The following is a 15,377-nucleotide window of genomic DNA, read 5'->3' on the forward strand; positions in this document are numbered from 1 at the left end:
CAGTGCACAAACCGTCAAGACGGTATTTCGCACCTGCGTTCACGCCGTGTAACGGTACGGTCGTTCCATGTGATCGACCTGTAACCGGTTTCCGGGGAAAAACTGTCCAGACGCAAGCGCATCTGCGAACAACCTTGGGCGTTCAGCGTCACGGCTCGAGCAATCGCCGCGCGCTGCGGATCGCGCGGGCGGCGGGGGACCCGGCCTGGCGCCAGACCAGCAGACAGAAGGCGGCGGCGACGCCGACGGCCAGCCACAGCGGTCCGAACAGCCAGGCCGCCGCCGCCAGGGCGAAATAATAGCCGCGCACGCCCTGGCTGAAGGCGCTGAGCGCGGGGTTCAGCAGGTTGGCCGCCGCATCGCCGAGCGCCACCCGGTCCGCCTCTGTGTGCACCTCGGGCGCCGCGCCGATCAGGGCCAGCGAGTAGTTCAGCTGGCGGATCGACCAGATGAAATCCAGCAGGCCACGGGCCAGGCAGACCAACACCAGGGCCAGCTTGGCCTCGAGCAACCGGGTCGGCACGTCTTCGGCGCCGACCGAGGCGAACCCCTGAAGCGCCTGCTCGCCGCCGAACAGGACGCTGGCCACCGCCGCGATCAGCAGCAGGTTGGTCGAGGCGAAAAAGCCTCCGGAATTGATGGTGTGGCCCAGCAACTGGCTGTCGACGAGGCGAATCTCGCGATGGGTCATGGCCGTCATCCACACCCGGCGGACGACCATCATGTCGTCGTTCAGCGTGCCGCTGCGCCGCGCCAGCAGGCCGAGCAGGGGGCCGTAGCCGAGCCAGCAGAGGATGAAGAGGCCGAGGGCCAGCCAGTCGAACAGGGTCATCGGAGGGTCCTCGTCATCCCCCCATGGTGGCGCGCGCGGCCCCGGCGCTCAAGCCGCGAGTGACCGCGGCGCCGGCGCCAGGGCCAAAGCATGCTCCGCCTTGCTTCGGGCGCCGTGCACGCCTATCACGCCCGCCACTTCGTATCGCACTGCACCATAATCGAGCGCGCCATGAATATCGACGCCATCCCCGTCGGCCCCAACCCGCCCTGGGACGTCAATGTCATCATCGAGATCCCGCAGGGCGGCCTGCCGGTGAAGTACGAGATGGACAAGGCGTCGGGCGCCCTGTTCGTCGACCGCTTCCTGCACACGGCGATGTACTATCCGGGCAACTACGGCTTCATCCCGCACACCCTGTCGGACGACGGCGATCCCTGCGACGTGATCGTGCTGAACCCGACGCCGGTGGTGCCGGGCTGCATCATCCGCTCGCGCCCGATCGGCGTGCTGAAGATGGAAGACGAGGCCGGCGGCGACGAGAAGATCCTGGCCGTGCCGGTCGACAAGCTGAACCCCTACTACACCGACATCGCCAGCTACCGGCAGCTCCCGGCCATCCTGGTCGAGCAGATCGAGCATTTCTTCACCCGCTACAAGGACCTGGAGAAGAACAAGTCGGTGACGGTGAAGGGCTGGGGCGACGCCGGCGAGGCCGCCGAACTGATCGCCGCGGGCATGCGCGCGCACCAGGCCAAGCTGAAGTCGAAAGCGGCCAACGCGGCGTAATCGTCGTCTCTCTCCCCTTTATGGGGAGGGTGGTCGCGAAGCGACCGGGTGGGGAACGGCTGACACACCCACCCTGTCGTCGCTTCGCACCGACATCCCTCCGCATAAAGGGAGGGAGAACGCTTCCCCTCTCCGCTCGCTGCGCTATGTGTCGCCCATGGCCGCCGCCGAAACCCCCGCCGACATCTTCAAGCGCGCGCTCGCCCATGCGGCGCGGGCGCTGGCCGAGCAGTCCGAGCTTGAGGTCACGTTCGGTTCGGACGGGCCGAAACTGGCCAACGGCGTCCTGACCCTGCCGCATCCGCCGCGCGATCCCGGCGCGACCGGCAACGCCGCCCTGCGAGGCCAGGCCGACCGGCTGGCGCTGCGCCTGGCCAATCACGACGAAGGCCTGCACGCCCGGCTGCGGCCCGTGGACACGCGCGCCGCCGAGGTGTTCGAGGCCGTGGAACAGGCTCGCGTCGAGGCCGTCGGCTCGACCGCCCTCGCCGGGGTCCGGGCCAATATGAGCGCGGCCCTGCTGACCCGTCTGGAGAAGATGGGGGCCCTGCGCGTCACCGAGGCCGAGCGGGTCCCGGTGGCCGAGGCCGTGGCCCTGCTGGTGCGCGAGCGCCTGACCGGCCAGCGCGCGCCCGACGGCGCCGGCGCCATGCTGGATCTCGTGCGCACGAGCATCGAGGACAGGGCCGGGGCGAAGCTGAACGCCCTGGCGGCGGCAGCCGGCAACCAGGCGATGTTCGCCGAGCGGCTGAAGGACGTGTTGCGGGCGCTGGACCTTGATCCCGGCGACGGGCGCGGCGACGACGCCTCGGACAATCAGGGCGACGAGGAGCCCCCGCAGGACCCCGACGCCGCCGACGACCAGGACGAGGAGGAGGACGCCGGCGGCGGCGAGGGCCAGTCGATGGACGGCTCGGCCGACGACAGGGCCGAGGGCGAGGACCGCGACAGCCGCCCGGACGGCGCGCCCGGTGATCCCGACGGCGAGGCCTCGGACAACGGCCCCGACGTCAACGAAGGCTCCCTGCCCAACCGCCAGCAGACCGCCGACGACGGCCGCGCCATCGACGCCTATCGGGTGTTCACGACCGCCTTCGATGAAGTGGTCGACGCCGCCGACCTGTGCGACCCCAACGAGCTGGAGCGGCTGCGGGCCCTGCTGGACCAGCAGCTGACGGCCCTGTCGTCGGTGGTGTCGCGGCTGGCCAACAAGCTGCAGCGCCGGTTGATGGCGCAGCAGAACCGCAGCTGGCATTTCGATCTCGAGGAGGGGGTGCTGGACACCGCCCGCCTGACCCGGATCATCACTGACCCGACCAGCCCGCTGAGCTTCAAGGCCGAGAGCGAGAGCCCCTTCCGCGACACGGTGGTGACCCTGCTGCTGGACAATTCCGGCTCGATGCGCGGGCGGCCGATCATGGTCGCGGCGGTGTGCGCCGACATCCTGGCGCGGACGCTGGAGCGCTGCGGGGTCAAGGTCGAGATCCTCGGCTTCACCACCCGGGCGTGGAAGGGCGGCCAGTCGCGCGAGGCGTGGATCACGGCCGGCAAGCCCGCCAATCCGGGCCGTCTGAACGACCTGCGCCACATCATCTACAAGTCCGCCGACGCGCCGTGGCGGCGGGCCAAGAAGAGCCTCGGCCTGATGATGCGCGAGGGGCTGCTGAAGGAAAACATCGACGGCGAGGCCCTGACCTGGGCCCACGAACGGCTGCTGGCCCGCACCGAGTCGCGCCGCATCCTGATGGTCATCTCGGACGGGTCGCCGGTCGACGATTCCACCCAGTCGGCCAATGCCGCCCTGTATCTGGACAAGCACCTGCGCCAGATCATCGCCGAGATCGAGACCCGTTCGCCGGTCGAGCTGATGGCCATCGGCATCGGCCACGACGTGACCCGCTGGTATCGCCGCGCCGTGACCATCGTCGATGTCGAACAGCTGGCCGGGGCCATGGTCGAAAACCTGGCCGCCCTGTTCGACGCCGAGCCCAAGGCCGTCTCGGCGGGCCGCCGCCGGAAGGCCGCGTGAGGCGGCTCGCCGCCGTCGTCCTGACATGGCTGCTGGGCGCCTGCGCGGGCGCGGGTGCGGTTTCCGAACCCTGGCGAGGCACCGCCGGCGGCTGGACCCCGATTGCCGCCGAAATCCGCCCCATCGGGCTGGGCGCGCCCGGCGGCGTCCGGCTGGCTCCGGGCGTGCGGTTCGCCGGTGGACTTCAGATCGTCGCGCCCAGGGGCGACCGGTTGCACGGCCTGTCAGACCTGAAGCTGGTGGACGGAGACTTCATCGCCGTCACGGATGCGGGGGATCTGGTGCGTGGGCGGCTGGGGTTCGATCGGCGGGGTCGGCTGGCGGGCCTGTCCGGTCTGCGTCTGCGAGGCCTGACCGCCGAAGACGGGCGCGGCTTCCCGAGCAAGGCCGACGGCGACGCCGAAAGCCTGGCGATCACGGCGGACGGCGATCTGCTCGTCGGTTTCGAACAGAGGCCGCGCCTGTGGTCCTATGGCCCGCTCGACGGCCTGCGAGACCGTCCCTCTCCGCGGGCGGTTCCGCCCGTCCCGCCCGGAAACGACGGCCTGGAAGCGCTGGCGGCCGGACCGGACGGCCTGCGCGCCGCCGCGGAGGGCGGTGGAGTCTGGGATTGCGCGCCCCTGCGATGCGTCGAGGTCGTCGCGCCGCCGGCGACGCCGCCTGCAATCGCCGACTGGCGCATCACCGGCATGGACCGCGACCCGGCGGGCGGCGGCTGGTTCGTCGTCGAGCGCCTGTACCGCGCGCCGTTCGACATGCGCGCGCGCCTGCGCCGCATGGACGCGTCAGGCCGGCCGGGCCCCGTGCTGGCGACCCTCGGCCTGCCGTCAACGACCGATAATTTCGAGGGCGTGGCGGCGACGGCGGGCGTGTCAGGGACGCGCCTCTACATCCTGTCGGACGATAACGACAATCCGCGGCAGCGGACCCTGCTGCTGGCCTTCGACGTCGAGCCCGCCGTTACGCCCTAGCCGACCGGCGGAGTCCGGGCGCCCTGCATCTGGCGCAACATTTCGCGGCTGTCGGCGCGATCCTCGCCGCTCTGGACCACGCTGCGGCAAATCCGACGGCCGAAGCGCGATCCGGTCACCGGCTCGGTCCGGCAGACCTGCGTCGGTTGGGCCTGCTCCGCGACGACGCTTGCGCCCGAGGGCGCCGGAGCGGCTTCGGCTGCGGTCGCCGCGACGGGCGCCGGCGCGACCGCGGGGGTCCGGGCTGGAGGTGTCTGCTGCGACAAGACGAGCGAGGCCAGCAAGGCGACGGGGAACGGCACACGGCTCTCCTGTGAAACTTCGGGCCTATAATGCCAACGGGGCGGCGGATCGCAACCCGTACGTGCGGTCAGACCTTTTCGCTGATCCTGATCGCCACACGGCAACCGGCCTTTATGACCGCGCTCAGCAGACCATAGCCAGGCGCCTCGCGGGCCCCGTGGTCCACGGCGTGATCGTGGTGCGCCAGCTCCTCGTCCCGGAAAACAGACAGCTCCGCCGCCAACGCGGGATCGCTCTCGCGCAGCTCGGCGATCTGGTCGGCGTAGTGTTCCTCGATGACGCTCTCGACCGCCTCGGTGCAGGCGTGGGCGGCCTTTTCGCCCATCAGGGCCGTGCCGGTCCCCAGGGCCAGGGCGGCCAGGCGCCAGACCGGGGTCATCGCCGTGGGCCGCACCCGTTCGGCGTTCAGCAGGGCGTCGAAGCGCGCCAGATGCACCGCCTCCTGGGCCTGCATCCCGCCCGTATCGGCGACCAGCGCCGCCTTGCCCGCGCGGCCCTCGAACACGGCCTTCTGGGCCCGATAGATGTGGACGGCGGCGTATTCGCCCGCGTGATCGACGCGCAGGATTTCGGCCCGGCGACGGCGGCTCGCGCCCCGTCCCGGCCGGGCCAGAGGAATGCGCCGACCGGTCGTGGAATCCGCTACGGGAGGTTCAGGTTCGAGGCGCTCTGGCATCCTTGGGCCTCTTTGCGGCGAGCAGGCTGAAGATGGCGAGGGCCGCCGAGATCAGGGCGTTCCATCCTGCCATCGACAGGCCGAGGAACCGCCATGTCACCGTGTCGCAGAAGACCGGCGCCTCGATCGGTCCGGCGCCGAGGGCGAGCGCGGCCAGGCTTTCGAGATTGACGTCTCCCCCGCCGGCGCAGGTCGCGGGCAGTTCCCACCACTTCATCTCACCGCCCATGTGGAAGACGGCGGTGATCGTCCCGGTGGCGAAGACGACGGCCAGCAGGAAGGCGGCGATGCGGGGCGTGCCGCGGCTGCCGCGGCTGATGACGTGCCAGAGGGTGGCGGTCAGGGCGATGACGACGGCGCCCCAGTAGACCTCGCGCTGCTTGAGACACAGGTTGCACGGCGCCAGGCCGGCGAACCGCTCGAACGCATGCGCCGCGCCCAGCAGCGCCAGCGAGGCGGCGAGGGCGAAGGCGGTCCACCACCGCGTCAGGAGTCGATAAAGGCGTCTCATCGGACGACGTTCATAGCCGCGCCGGAACGCCGCGTCGATGAGGCTCGCTCGATCAGAGAAGCTTGACCGCCACGATGGCGCCGACGAGCACCACCAGGCCGATGATGCTCCACATCGCCAGCCGCTTCTCGACCATCGCCAGCATGGCCGGGCCCCAGCGCTTGAGGATGAAGGCCTCGGCATAGAAGCGCGCGCCCCGGGTCACGACGCACAGCGCCACGAACAGGGGAAAGTTGAACTGGAAGATGCCCGAGGCGATGGTGATCAGCTTGAACGGGATGGGCGTAAGGCCCTTGATCAGGATCACCCAGGCCCCGTGTTTCTGGAACAGGGCCTTGGACGCCTCGAAGGTGTCGGCCTTGCCCAGCCACGTCAGGATCATCATCCCGACATCGGTGAGGAAATAGCCGATCGCATAGCCCAGCACGGCGCCCAGCACCGACGCCACGGTGCAGACGGTCGCATAGAAATAGGCCCGATCCGGCCGGGCCAGGATCATCGGCGCCAGCATCACGTCGGGCGGAATGGGGAAGAAGGAACTCTCGGCGAACGAAACCGCGGCCATGGCCGGCGTGGCGTGTTTGCTGCGGGCCAGGGCGAAGACCCAGTCGTAGAGCTTGCGGAGCATGGAATTCCTTCGGCGGCGGCCGGACCGGTCGCCTCTAGCAGGCGGCGTGGACCGGCGCACCTGCCGAAACAGGCCGTTATTCGCGATCGCGGCGAAGGGTCGCTATAGAGGCCGGCTTCCCGCCCCTCCCCAGGATGGACCTTCCCATGCGCTATCTGCACACCATGGTCCGGGTCACGGACCTTGACGCCTCGCTGCGATTCTACCGCGACCTGCTGGGTCTGGTGGAGACGCGCCGGATGGAGAACGAGGCCGGGCGCTACACCCTGGTCTTCCTCGCGGCCCCCGCCGACCGGACGCGCGCGGAGGCCGAGCGGTCGCCCGAGGTCGAACTGACCTTCAACTGGGACCCCCAGCCGTATGACGGCGGGCGCAATTTCGGCCATCTGGCCTATCGGGTGGATGACATCTACGCCGCCTGCCGGACGCTGATGGACGGGGGCGTGGTGATCAACCGGCCGCCGCGCGACGGCAATATGGCCTTCGTCCGCTCGCCCGACGGCATCTCCATCGAACTGCTGCAGGAAGGCGCGCCCCTGGCCCCCGCCGAGCCCTGGGCCTCCATGCCGAACACCGGCAGCTGGTGACCGTGCGGACCCTGATCGCCGTCATCGCCGCGGCCGGGACGCTGGCGGCCTGCGCCTCCACCTCCGAGACCTATCCGTCGCGCACGGCGACGGAACAGCTGCTGGTCGCGCGCGCCGCCGACCGCGCGGTCGAGGGCCTGACCCTGCCGATCCCGGCGGGATCGCGGGTCTTCGTCGACGCCGCCTTCTTCCAGGCCGAGAACGCCGCCTATGCGGTCAGCGCCATCCGCGGCGCCCTGTCCGAGGCGGGCTACGCGCTTGCCCCGTCCAGGGTCGAGGCCGACGCGGTGTTCGAACTGCGCGCCGGGGCGCTGTCGCTGGAACAGATGCGCCGCGTCTTCGGCCTGCCCGAGATGCGCGTGCCGATCAACGACAGCTTCAACGTCGTCTCGGTGCCCGAACTGTCGCTCTACAGCCAGCGCGATCGCGTCGGCGTCGCCGAGTTCTCGGGCTTCCTCTACGAACCCCGGACGGGCGCGCCGCTGGGGGCGGTCGTACCGATGACGGGCGAGTACCGCATCCGCAGCCACAAACTGCTGATGATCGCCGCCTGGGGCCAGCAGAGCGTCGAACCCGGCGAACGCGACCCCGGCGACAGCTGGCGGCAGTTCTAGAGACCAAGGCTTGCGCCCCGCGCGGTGACCGGAGATGGTCGCGGGCTCAGTGTTCCGGGGGTTCCCATGCGCCGTCTGCTCGTCTCGTCCGCCGCCGCCTTCGCCCTGCTGGCGGGGACGCCCGCCCTGGCGCAGGACCCCCACGCCGGCCACGCCGGGCATGCGGTCCCGGTCCCGGCGCAGAGCGAGGACGCCCGGCTGGCGGCCTTCTTCGAACAGGCCTTCCAGGAGCGGGTCGCGCTGAGCCCGCAGACCATGACCTCGCTGGGGCTCAAGACCGGCTACGACAGGCTGGACGACGCCACCGACGCCGCGTCCGATCGCCAGCTGGCCCTGGCCGAGAGCCAGCTGGTGCGGCTGAACGACGAATTCAATCCGCGGACCCTGAGCCCCGAAAGCCGGGTGTCGTGGCGGCTGTTCGAATACGGGGTCGAGCAGGCGCGGCTGTCGAACCGCTGGCGCGACTGGAATTATCAGTTCGCGGCCAACGGCAATCCCACCACGGGTCTGCCGGTCTTCATGATCAACAACCACCGCGTCGGCGACGTGTCCGACGCCGAAGCCTATGTGGCCCGGCTGCGCGACGCCGGGCGGGTCATGGACGAGATTTCCGCCGAGCTGCGCGACCGGGCGTCGAAGGGGATCATCTCGCCGAATTTCGTGTTCGAGCCGTCGATCGCCAACACCCGCAACATCATCGCCGGCGCGCCCTTCGACGGCGGCGCCGACAATCCGGTCTGGGCCGATTTCCAGAAGAAGGTCGGCGCGCTGGACGCCGACCAGGCGACGAAGGACCGGCTGCTGGCCGAGGGGCGCGAAGCCCTGACCGGCGAGTGGAAGCGTGGCTATGACGGGGTGCTGTCGGCCCTGGCCGAGGTGCAGGTCCAGGCCGCGGCCATGCCGGACCGGGACGGCGGCGTCTGGCGGCTGCCGGACGGGGAGGCCTTCTACAACGCCCGTCTGCAGCTCTCGACGACCACCGACCTGACGGCGGACCAGATTCACGAGATCGGTCTGGCCGAGGTGGCGCGGCTGCAGGGCGAGATGCAGACCATCATGACCCAGGTCGGCTTCACCGGCTCGCTGCAGGAGATGTTCGCCTTCCTCAAGACGGATCCGCGCTTCCAGTATCCGAACACGCCCGAGGGCAAGGAGCAGTATCTGACCGACTCGCGGGCCTTCATCGCCCAAGTGATGGAGGCCGCGCCGCGCTGGTTCCACGACCTGCCCGAGGCGGCGCTGGAGGTGCGGTCGGTCGAGCCGTGGCGCGAGGCGACGGCCTCGGTCGCCTTCTACAATTCGCCGGCTCCCGACGGGTCGCGGCCCGGCATCTACTACGTCAACCTGTCGGACATGACCCAGGTGCTGAAGCCCCAGATCGAGGCCATCAGCTATCACGAGGGCGCGCCGGGCCATCACTTCCAGATCGCCTACGCCCAGGAGATGGAGAGCCTGCCGCGCTTCCGCCGGTTCGGGGGTTACGGCGCCTACGCCGAAGGCTGGGGGCTCTACGCGGAGCGCCTCGGCAAGGAGCTGGGCTTCTACCCGGATCCGTATTCCGACTTCGGCCGGCTGTCGCTGGAGCTGTGGCGGTCGGTGCGGCTGGTCACGGACACCGGCCTGCATGCGAAGCGCTGGAGCCGCGAACAGGCCATTGAATATTTCCAGCGGAACTCGCTGCTGAGCGAGCGCGACATCGTCAAGGAGGTCGAGCGCTATCTGACCAATCCGGGTCAGGCGACCAGCTACAAGATCGGCGAGCTGAAGATCATGGAGCTGCGCCGGCGGGCGCAGGCGGCGCTCGGATCACGCTTCGACATCCGGGATTTCCACGCCGTCGTCCTGGGCTCGGGCTCGGTGCCGCTGGAGGTGCTGGAGGACCAGATCGACGCCTGGATCGCGGCCGGGGGCGGGGCGCCCGCCGCCTGAGACGCGGCGCGGCCCTTGGTCGCGTTGGCGGAACCATGGCCCCGCCCCAACTCTACCGTCTGAACCGTGAATGGAGACGCCGATGCCGCTCTTGATGTGCCCGAACGACAACGCCGCCATGCAGACGCTGGAACGGGGCGGCGTGCAGTTCGACATGTGCCCCAGTTGCCGGGGCGTCTGGCTGGACCGGGGCGAGCTGGAGAAGCTGATGGCCTCGGCGACGGAAGAGGGCCGCGCGTCAGCGCCCCAGGCCGCGCCGCCGCAGCAGCCATCCTATCCGCCGCAACAGCCCGCGCCCCAGCCCTGGGGCGCGCAACCGGCGTACCGCGACGAACGGTATCGCAGCCGCGACGATGACGACCACCGCTACAGGAAAAAGAAGCGGGACAGCATTTTCGACATCTTCGACTGAGGTCTAGGCGGCCAGGCCGGCGGCCCTCATCAGGCCCTTCAGCGGGGCGAGGACCTCGGGCGTGGACGACAGGGTCGCGCGCGATTCCGGGGCGCGGAACAGCCTGACGGCCTCGGCCTTGGCCCGGTCCGCCGCGGGCCCGAGAGGCGCGGTCTCGCCGGCCGCCAGCCGCAGCAGAACCGACAGCTTCTGAGGCAGGGGCGCGGGCGACCGCGCCAGCATCATCACGATCTTCGCCTCGCTCTCGACCGCGCCGCCGACGGCGCCTATGGCCGCCGAAATCTGGGTGTCGTCGCGCTCGGTCAGGCCGCAGCCGTGCACCGCCCGTTGCAGGCCGGCGAGGACGCCCAGCTTCTGCGCCGCGGTCTGGCCGACCGCGGCGGCGCGCATCTCGGTTTCGAACCGCAGGGAGCCGACGCAGGCCGACAGCCAGCGGGCCGCCGAGCGCTTGTTGGCGGTGCCGGTCACGTTCTCGCACAGCCGGGTCAGGGCCTCGGCCTCGCACAGCACCGTGGTGCACGGCTTGACATAGGCGGCCACGAAATCGGCGGTGACGATCGCCTTGGAGCGCTCGTTGAACGCGTTCTGAACCTCTTCAAGGGTGAGCAGGCGGCCGGCCGTGACGGTCAAGGCCATGGCGAGGGTGCGCAGGATGTCGATCTCGCCCGCGGCGTCGTTGGGGCGCAGGCGACGCGGGCTCATCAGCTCGCGCAGCACCATCCGGGCGAGGGCGGCCGCCAGCAGCGGGAATTCCCCGGCCTCCAGCCGCGCGCCGAGGCGGGCGGCGGGCCCCTCGACGTTCGGAACCTGCAGGGCCATCCGGACGTCCTGGCGGATCAGGGCGGCGATCTCGTTGGGAGCGACCATCCGCACCACGGCCGCCAGCGAGGCGCCCTGATCGAGCGCGGGCCCGAGGATGTCCGTCAGATTGGTGCGCGCCGCCAGCATTTCGCACAGGATCTGTTCGATCGGCACCAGCACCATGGCGCGGGGCGGACCCTCCATGGGCGCGCGCTCGGCCAGATCCATCAGGCGATCCAGCCGCGCGCGGCCGCCGCGGACCCCGATCACCGCGCCCGACACCACTCCGCCCATGATGAAGGCCCGGTCAGCCTGGCCCGCCAGCCGGTGCGCCAGGTCGGCGATCGAGCAATCCTCCAGACTGGGGAACTGTCCGCGCCGGCCCGCGGCGATGACCCGTTCGATCGCCCCGTCGGCCAGCTTCTGATAGTGGCGCACCAGATCGTGCACCGGCTGGCCCACGGCCTGGCTCTCGGGCACGGCGACCTTCTGGATGGCGTGCTGCAGCTCCACCCCCGAAGCCTCCAGCTTCTCGGCCAGGTCGGGACGGTGCAGCAGTTCGAACGCCGTCACGCCCTGACGCCCGAGCCAGTCCTCGAGCACCCGGCCGATCAACTCGCGGGACTGGGACGTATAGAAGTCCTGCGGTCCATTGCAGCGCGGACCGCTCTGGCCATCGGGCACCACCCGCTTGTGCCTCACCTCGGGCGCGCCACGGGTCAGCAGGGTCAGGCTGGCGAACTCCATGGTGTCGGGATCAAGGGTTTCCCGGGTCACCCGCACCGCCGCCGCGCGGCTGTCGGCCAGCATGTCTTCCGCCGTCTGCACCGCGATCGTGCGGTCTTCCGTGGCCATCTGGAGCGTCCAGGGCGCGGGAGCCGTCTTTCGGATATAAACTTCGTAGTGGACGGAGCCGGCCATCAAAACGCTCTTACTGTTCGCCTCCATGATGGCGCCAAGGCTTTAAGGCAGGGTTTCGTTGTGGATCATGATCGCGCGCCCCATCTTCTGGCCCGCGGCCGCTGTTGTCGGGTTTTTGGTCGACCGGCGCCGAACAATGATGGATTAGAACGGTAACGCTTGCCGTGCGTTGAGACTGCGAACGAAGAGTCTGCAAGGAGACCGCCTTTGGCCAACATCACCCTGGTCGACGACGACGAGAACATCGTCGCCTCCGTCTCGCTGGCGCTGGAAAGCCACGGTCACAAGATCACGGCGTACCACGATGGGGCCGCCGGGCTGGAGGCGCTGGAGGCCAATCCCCCGGATCTGGCCATCCTGGACGTCAAGATGCCCCGCATGGACGGGATGGAAGTCTTGCGCCGCCTGCGCCAGACCTCGCAGATCCCGGTCATCATGCTGACCTCGCGCGACGAGGAGATCGACGAAATCCTGGGCTTCAACCTCGGCGCCGACGACTACATCCACAAGCCGTTCAGCCAGCGTCTGCTGATCGAGCGGGTCAAGGCCCTGCTGCGCCGGACCGGCGCGGACGGCGGCGAGCCCGAGCCCTCGGGCGAGAATTCGGCCAAGGCCATCAAGCGCGGCAAGCTGTCGATGGACCCGGCCCGCCACGAGAGCACCTGGGAGGGCAAGCCGGTCAAGCTGACCGTCACCGAGTTCCTGCTGCTCCAGGCCCTGGCCCAGCGCCCGGGCTTCGTGAAGAGCCGCGACAACCTGATGGACGCCGCCTACGACGATCAGGTCTATGTCGACGACCGCACCATCGACAGCCACGTCAAACGCATGCGGAAGAAATTCCGGGTGGTCGACCCCGAGTTCGACGCCATCGAGACCCTGTATGGCGTCGGATACCGCTATCGCGAAAGCTGATCCGCTCCCGTCGGGAGACGACGAACCGCGCCGCCCGCTGAAACGCTTCGGGGGGTCGCGGCTCGGCGGCCTGATCCTGGCCCTGAATCTGCTCAGCCTGCTGATCCTGTTCGTCGGCGCCCTGTTGCTGAACGAGTGGAAACGCGGCCTGATCGAGGCGCGGCAGGAAACCCTGGTCGCCCAGGCCGAGCTGCTGGCCAATGTGCTGGCGGACAAGGAATACACGGTCGGCGTGCCGACGCCGCAGTTCAACGTCGAGAAGGCGCCCCTGCTGCTGCGGGACAACTTCATCCCCGCGGGCCAGCGCGCGCGGCTGTTCGATATCGACGGCCTGCTGGTCGCCGACAGCTATGCGGTGACCGAGGTCATTCCCGGACAGCCCCTGCCGCCCGCCCGCCCCGCCGGCACGCCGGCGCCGGCGGTCGATCCCGCGCTCGAGGCCCGCAGCGGGGCCGATGTGGAGCGGGCCCGGGCGGCCCTCGCCGCCGAGGTCGAGGCGGCGCTGGACGGTCAGGTCCAGTCCACCGTGCGCCGCTCCGAGAGCGGCGACCGGGTGGTGTCGGTCTCCATCCCCGTACGCCATGTGCAGCAGGTGCTGGGGGTGCTGACGCTGGAGGCCGGCGACGTCGACGAGACCCTGGACGCCCAGCGCCGCGCCCTGATGCCCTTCGCCCTCGTGGCCCTGGCGGTGAATCTGCTGGGGTCTCTGCTGCTGCACCTGTTCGTGGCCCGTCCGGTCATGCGCCTGTCGGCGGCGGCGGACGAGGTCCGGCTGCAGCGCGCCCGCGCCATCTCCCTGCCCGATCTGGAGGGCCGCAAGGACGAGATCGGCGACCTCGCCCGCTCGCTGGAGACCATGACCGAGACCCTGTCCGACCGCATGGACGCCATCGAACGCTTCGCCGCCGACGTCTCGCACGAGATCAAGAACCCCCTGACGTCGATTCGTTCGGCGCTGGAGACCCTGCCGCTGGTCAGAACGGAGGCCCAGCGCGAGAAGCTGACGGGCCTGCTGCAACAGGATGTGCGGCGGCTGGACCGGCTGATCACCGACATCTCCAACGCCTCGCGGCTGGACGCCGAACTGGCCCGGGACCGGCCCCGGACGCTGGATCTCACCACCCTGCTGAGCGAGATCGTGGGCGTCTATGAGGCGGGCCGGAAGGCCGGCGAGCCGCGCATCGCCTTTGAAGCCTCGACCGGCGATCACACCCTGGTCGTGGGCCGCGACGGACCGCTGGGGCAGGTGTTCCGGAACCTGATCGACAACGCGCGGTCGTTCAGCCCGCCGGACGGCGTGGTGCGGGTGACGCTGTCCCGCGATCCGGCCGACCCCGACCGCCCCGCCCGCGTGCATATCGACGACGACGGCCCCGGGATTCCGCCCGATAACCTCGAGACCGTCTTCCAGCGATTCTACACCTCCCGGCCCAAGGGCACGGCCTTCGGAGCCAATTCCGGCCTCGGCCTGTCGATCGCCCGCCAGATCGTCGAGGCCCACGGCGGCCGCATCCGGGCCGAAAATCGCGCGGACGCGGGCGGGGCGATCACGGGCGCGCGCTTCGAGGTCGCCCTGCCGCTGGCGGCCGGCCGGCGCGGATGAGCGGCCAGCCCCTGCACGGCACGGTCGTGGCGCGCTGGGCCCCGGCCCACGGCTGGCGCGGCGTCCTGATCACCGGTCCGTCCGGCGCGGGCAAGAGCGACCTCGCCCTGCGCCTGATCGGGCGGGGCTGGCGGCTGGTGGCCGATGACTACGCCCACGTCGTCGCCTCGGGCGGGGCCCTCTATGCGACCTGCCCGACGGCGATCGAGGGCCGCATCGAGGCGCGGGGCGTGGGCGTCGTTCCGGCCAGCGCCCTCGGCCTGGTGCGGCTCGTGCTGGCCGTGGAGCTGTCCGCGGAGCCGATCGAACGCCTGCCCGAGGCGGCCGGGAGCGTCATCGGGGGCGTGCGGCTGCCGCTCGTCCGGCTGTGCGGTTTCGAGTCGTCGGCGGTCGAAAAGGTCACACTCCTGACCAGGCCGCTTTAACCCGAGGCGGAGTTGGGCTATTCCGCCCGGCTTGCGGCGTGCTCAAGGGCCGTCGGACGCGGGGCGCGAGCTTTGGTAATGCCTTCATGATCGGGCTGGTGATTGTCACCCACGGGGGACTGGCCTCGGAATTCCTTGCGGCGATGGAGCACGTCGTGGGCCCCCAGCGCGGGGTCGCGGCCATCTGCATCGGTCCCGAGGACGACATGGAGCGCCGCCGGCGCGACATCGTCGATGCGGCCAACGCCGTCAACGACGGGGACGGCGTCATCCTGCTGACCGACATGTTCGGCGGCACGCCGTCCAACCTGGCCATTTCGGTGATGGAGGAGACCCGCGCCGAGGTCATCGCCGGTCTGAACCTGCCGATGCTGATCAAACTGGCCAGCGTGCGCGGCCGCGAACCGCTGGAAGCCTGCGTGGCCCACGCCCAGGACGCCGGCCGCAAATATATCTCGGTGGCCAGCTGGGTGCTCCAGGGCGAGAAGTGACGG

Annotated in this window: 17 protein-coding genes; 11 read left to right on the forward strand and 6 right to left on the reverse strand. The window is 70.1% G+C overall.

The features are described 5' to 3' along the window. Window positions 1–148 precede the first annotated feature (148 nt). Entirely contained in the window at window positions 149–832 is a 684-nt protein-coding gene (locus ASD59_RS00810) for a DUF599 domain-containing protein (RefSeq protein WP_055826889.1), read from the reverse strand. A gap of 171 nt (window positions 833–1,003) precedes the next feature. On the opposite strand from ASD59_RS00810, the gene ppa reads away from it, so the two are divergent. The 3 genes from ppa (at window position 1,004) to ASD59_RS00825 (ending at window position 4,561) form a co-directional block, all read left to right on the forward strand. Continuing rightward, on the forward strand, window positions 1,004–1,561 hold the full coding sequence (ppa, locus tag ASD59_RS00815; RefSeq protein ID WP_055826892.1) for an inorganic diphosphatase: 558 nt from the start codon (window positions 1,004–1,006) through the stop codon (window positions 1,559–1,561). 157 nt (window positions 1,562–1,718) lie between these two features. Continuing rightward, window positions 1,719–3,590 (forward strand): cobaltochelatase subunit CobT, encoded by a 1,872-nt coding sequence (cobT, locus tag ASD59_RS00820; protein WP_055829586.1) that lies wholly within the window; start codon window positions 1,719–1,721, stop codon window positions 3,588–3,590. Then, window positions 3,587–4,561 (forward strand): esterase-like activity of phytase family protein, encoded by a 975-nt coding sequence (locus ASD59_RS00825; RefSeq protein WP_055826895.1) that lies wholly within the window; start codon window positions 3,587–3,589, stop codon window positions 4,559–4,561. The genes cobT and ASD59_RS00825 overlap by 4 nt, the downstream gene beginning before the upstream one ends. Here ASD59_RS00825 and ASD59_RS00830 read toward each other — a convergent pair. The 4 genes from ASD59_RS00830 to ASD59_RS00845 form a co-directional block, all read right to left on the reverse strand. Further along, window positions 4,558–4,863, reverse strand: coding sequence for a hypothetical protein (locus ASD59_RS00830; RefSeq protein ID WP_055826898.1), 306 nt, complete (start codon window positions 4,861–4,863; stop codon window positions 4,558–4,560). The genes ASD59_RS00825 and ASD59_RS00830 overlap by 4 nt on opposite strands. Window positions 4,864–4,931: 68 nt before the next feature. Then, a complete protein-coding gene (locus ASD59_RS00835) occupies window positions 4,932–5,540 on the reverse strand; it encodes a demethoxyubiquinone hydroxylase family protein (protein WP_055826901.1) in 609 nt (202 codons plus the stop codon). Beyond that, window positions 5,518–6,051, reverse strand: a complete 534-nt coding sequence (locus tag ASD59_RS00840) for a disulfide bond formation protein B (RefSeq protein WP_055826903.1) — start codon at window positions 6,049–6,051, stop codon at window positions 5,518–5,520. The genes ASD59_RS00835 and ASD59_RS00840 overlap by 23 nt, the downstream gene beginning before the upstream one ends. Before the next feature lie 52 nt (window positions 6,052–6,103). Beyond that, window positions 6,104–6,679, reverse strand: coding sequence for a YqaA family protein (locus tag ASD59_RS00845; RefSeq protein WP_055826907.1), 576 nt, complete (start codon window positions 6,677–6,679; stop codon window positions 6,104–6,106). A 146-nt stretch (window positions 6,680–6,825) separates the two neighbouring features. Between ASD59_RS00845 and ASD59_RS00850 the strand changes: the two genes are divergently transcribed. From ASD59_RS00850 to ASD59_RS00865, 4 genes are all read left to right on the forward strand, one after another. Beyond that, window positions 6,826–7,266 (forward strand): VOC family protein, encoded by a 441-nt coding sequence (locus tag ASD59_RS00850; RefSeq protein ID WP_055826910.1) that lies wholly within the window; start codon window positions 6,826–6,828, stop codon window positions 7,264–7,266. Beyond that, the gene (locus ASD59_RS00855) at window positions 7,263–7,880 is read left to right on the forward strand and encodes a DUF6655 family protein (RefSeq protein WP_055826913.1); all 618 of its coding nucleotides are present in this window, start codon (window positions 7,263–7,265) and stop codon (window positions 7,878–7,880) included. Before ASD59_RS00850 ends, ASD59_RS00855 begins: the two co-directional genes overlap by 4 nt. Before the next feature lie 66 nt (window positions 7,881–7,946). Continuing rightward, window positions 7,947–9,809 (forward strand): DUF885 domain-containing protein, encoded by a 1,863-nt coding sequence (locus ASD59_RS00860; RefSeq protein WP_055826916.1) that lies wholly within the window; start codon window positions 7,947–7,949, stop codon window positions 9,807–9,809. Window positions 9,810–9,891: 82 nt separating this feature from the next. Continuing rightward, entirely contained in the window at window positions 9,892–10,221 is a 330-nt protein-coding gene (locus tag ASD59_RS00865) for a TFIIB-type zinc ribbon-containing protein (protein ID WP_055829590.1), read from the forward strand. Between the two features lie 3 nt (window positions 10,222–10,224). Here the strand turns inward: ASD59_RS00865 and ASD59_RS00870 are convergent, their stop codons facing one another. Next, window positions 10,225–11,943 carry a hypothetical protein gene (locus ASD59_RS00870; RefSeq protein ID WP_055826920.1) on the reverse strand — a complete coding sequence of 573 codons (1,719 nt, stop codon included), beginning with the start codon at window positions 11,941–11,943 and terminating at the stop codon, window positions 10,225–10,227. A 207-nt stretch (window positions 11,944–12,150) separates the two neighbouring features. Between ASD59_RS00870 and ASD59_RS00875 the strand changes: the two genes are divergently transcribed. The 4 genes from ASD59_RS00875 (at window position 12,151) to ASD59_RS00890 (ending at window position 15,374) form a co-directional block, all read left to right on the forward strand. Beyond that, window positions 12,151–12,855 carry a response regulator transcription factor gene (locus ASD59_RS00875; protein WP_055826923.1) on the forward strand — a complete coding sequence of 235 codons (705 nt, stop codon included), beginning with the start codon at window positions 12,151–12,153 and terminating at the stop codon, window positions 12,853–12,855. After that, window positions 12,824–14,458 (forward strand): stimulus-sensing domain-containing protein, encoded by a 1,635-nt coding sequence (locus ASD59_RS00880; RefSeq protein WP_055826926.1) that lies wholly within the window; start codon window positions 12,824–12,826, stop codon window positions 14,456–14,458. The genes ASD59_RS00875 and ASD59_RS00880 overlap by 32 nt, the downstream gene beginning before the upstream one ends. After that, on the forward strand, window positions 14,455–14,883 hold the full coding sequence (locus ASD59_RS00885; protein WP_055826929.1) for an HPr kinase/phosphorylase: 429 nt from the start codon (window positions 14,455–14,457) through the stop codon (window positions 14,881–14,883). Before ASD59_RS00880 ends, ASD59_RS00885 begins: the two co-directional genes overlap by 4 nt. Before the next feature lie 86 nt (window positions 14,884–14,969). Next, window positions 14,970–15,374 (forward strand): PTS sugar transporter subunit IIA, encoded by a 405-nt coding sequence (locus ASD59_RS00890; RefSeq protein WP_055826931.1) that lies wholly within the window; start codon window positions 14,970–14,972, stop codon window positions 15,372–15,374. The last annotated feature ends 3 nt before the right edge of the window (window positions 15,375–15,377 follow it).

It is taken from the genome of Brevundimonas sp. Root608 (genome assembly GCF_001427825.1).
In the GTDB taxonomy this organism is placed as follows: domain Bacteria; phylum Pseudomonadota; class Alphaproteobacteria; order Caulobacterales; family Caulobacteraceae; genus Brevundimonas.

What these genes read in the sequence shown, in the direction of transcription:
- ASD59_RS00810 (WP_055826889.1), bottom strand. Translation starts at nt 832, where the DNA reads ATGACCCTGTTCGACTGGCTGGCCCTCGGCCTCTTCATCCTCTGCTGG.
- ppa (WP_055826892.1), top strand. Translation starts at nt 1,004, where the DNA reads ATGAATATCGACGCCATCCCCGTCGGCCCCAACCCGCCCTGGGACGTC.
- cobT (WP_055829586.1), top strand. Translation starts at nt 1,719, where the DNA reads ATGGCCGCCGCCGAAACCCCCGCCGACATCTTCAAGCGCGCGCTCGCC.
- ASD59_RS00835 (WP_055826901.1), bottom strand. Translation starts at nt 5,540, where the DNA reads ATGCCAGAGCGCCTCGAACCTGAACCTCCCGTAGCGGATTCCACGACC.
- ASD59_RS00840 (WP_055826903.1), bottom strand. Translation starts at nt 6,051, where the DNA reads ATGAGACGCCTTTATCGACTCCTGACGCGGTGGTGGACCGCCTTCGCC.
- ASD59_RS00845 (WP_055826907.1), bottom strand. Translation starts at nt 6,679, where the DNA reads ATGCTCCGCAAGCTCTACGACTGGGTCTTCGCCCTGGCCCGCAGCAAA.
- ASD59_RS00850 (WP_055826910.1), top strand. Translation starts at nt 6,826, where the DNA reads ATGCGCTATCTGCACACCATGGTCCGGGTCACGGACCTTGACGCCTCG.
- ASD59_RS00860 (WP_055826916.1), top strand. Translation starts at nt 7,947, where the DNA reads ATGCGCCGTCTGCTCGTCTCGTCCGCCGCCGCCTTCGCCCTGCTGGCG.
- ASD59_RS00865 (WP_055829590.1), top strand. Translation starts at nt 9,892, where the DNA reads ATGCCGCTCTTGATGTGCCCGAACGACAACGCCGCCATGCAGACGCTG.
- ASD59_RS00870 (WP_055826920.1), bottom strand. Translation starts at nt 11,943, where the DNA reads ATGGCCGGCTCCGTCCACTACGAAGTTTATATCCGAAAGACGGCTCCC.
- ASD59_RS00880 (WP_055826926.1), top strand. Translation starts at nt 12,824, where the DNA reads ATGGCGTCGGATACCGCTATCGCGAAAGCTGATCCGCTCCCGTCGGGA.
- ASD59_RS00885 (WP_055826929.1), top strand. Translation starts at nt 14,455, where the DNA reads ATGAGCGGCCAGCCCCTGCACGGCACGGTCGTGGCGCGCTGGGCCCCG.
- ASD59_RS00890 (WP_055826931.1), top strand. Translation starts at nt 14,970, where the DNA reads ATGATCGGGCTGGTGATTGTCACCCACGGGGGACTGGCCTCGGAATTC.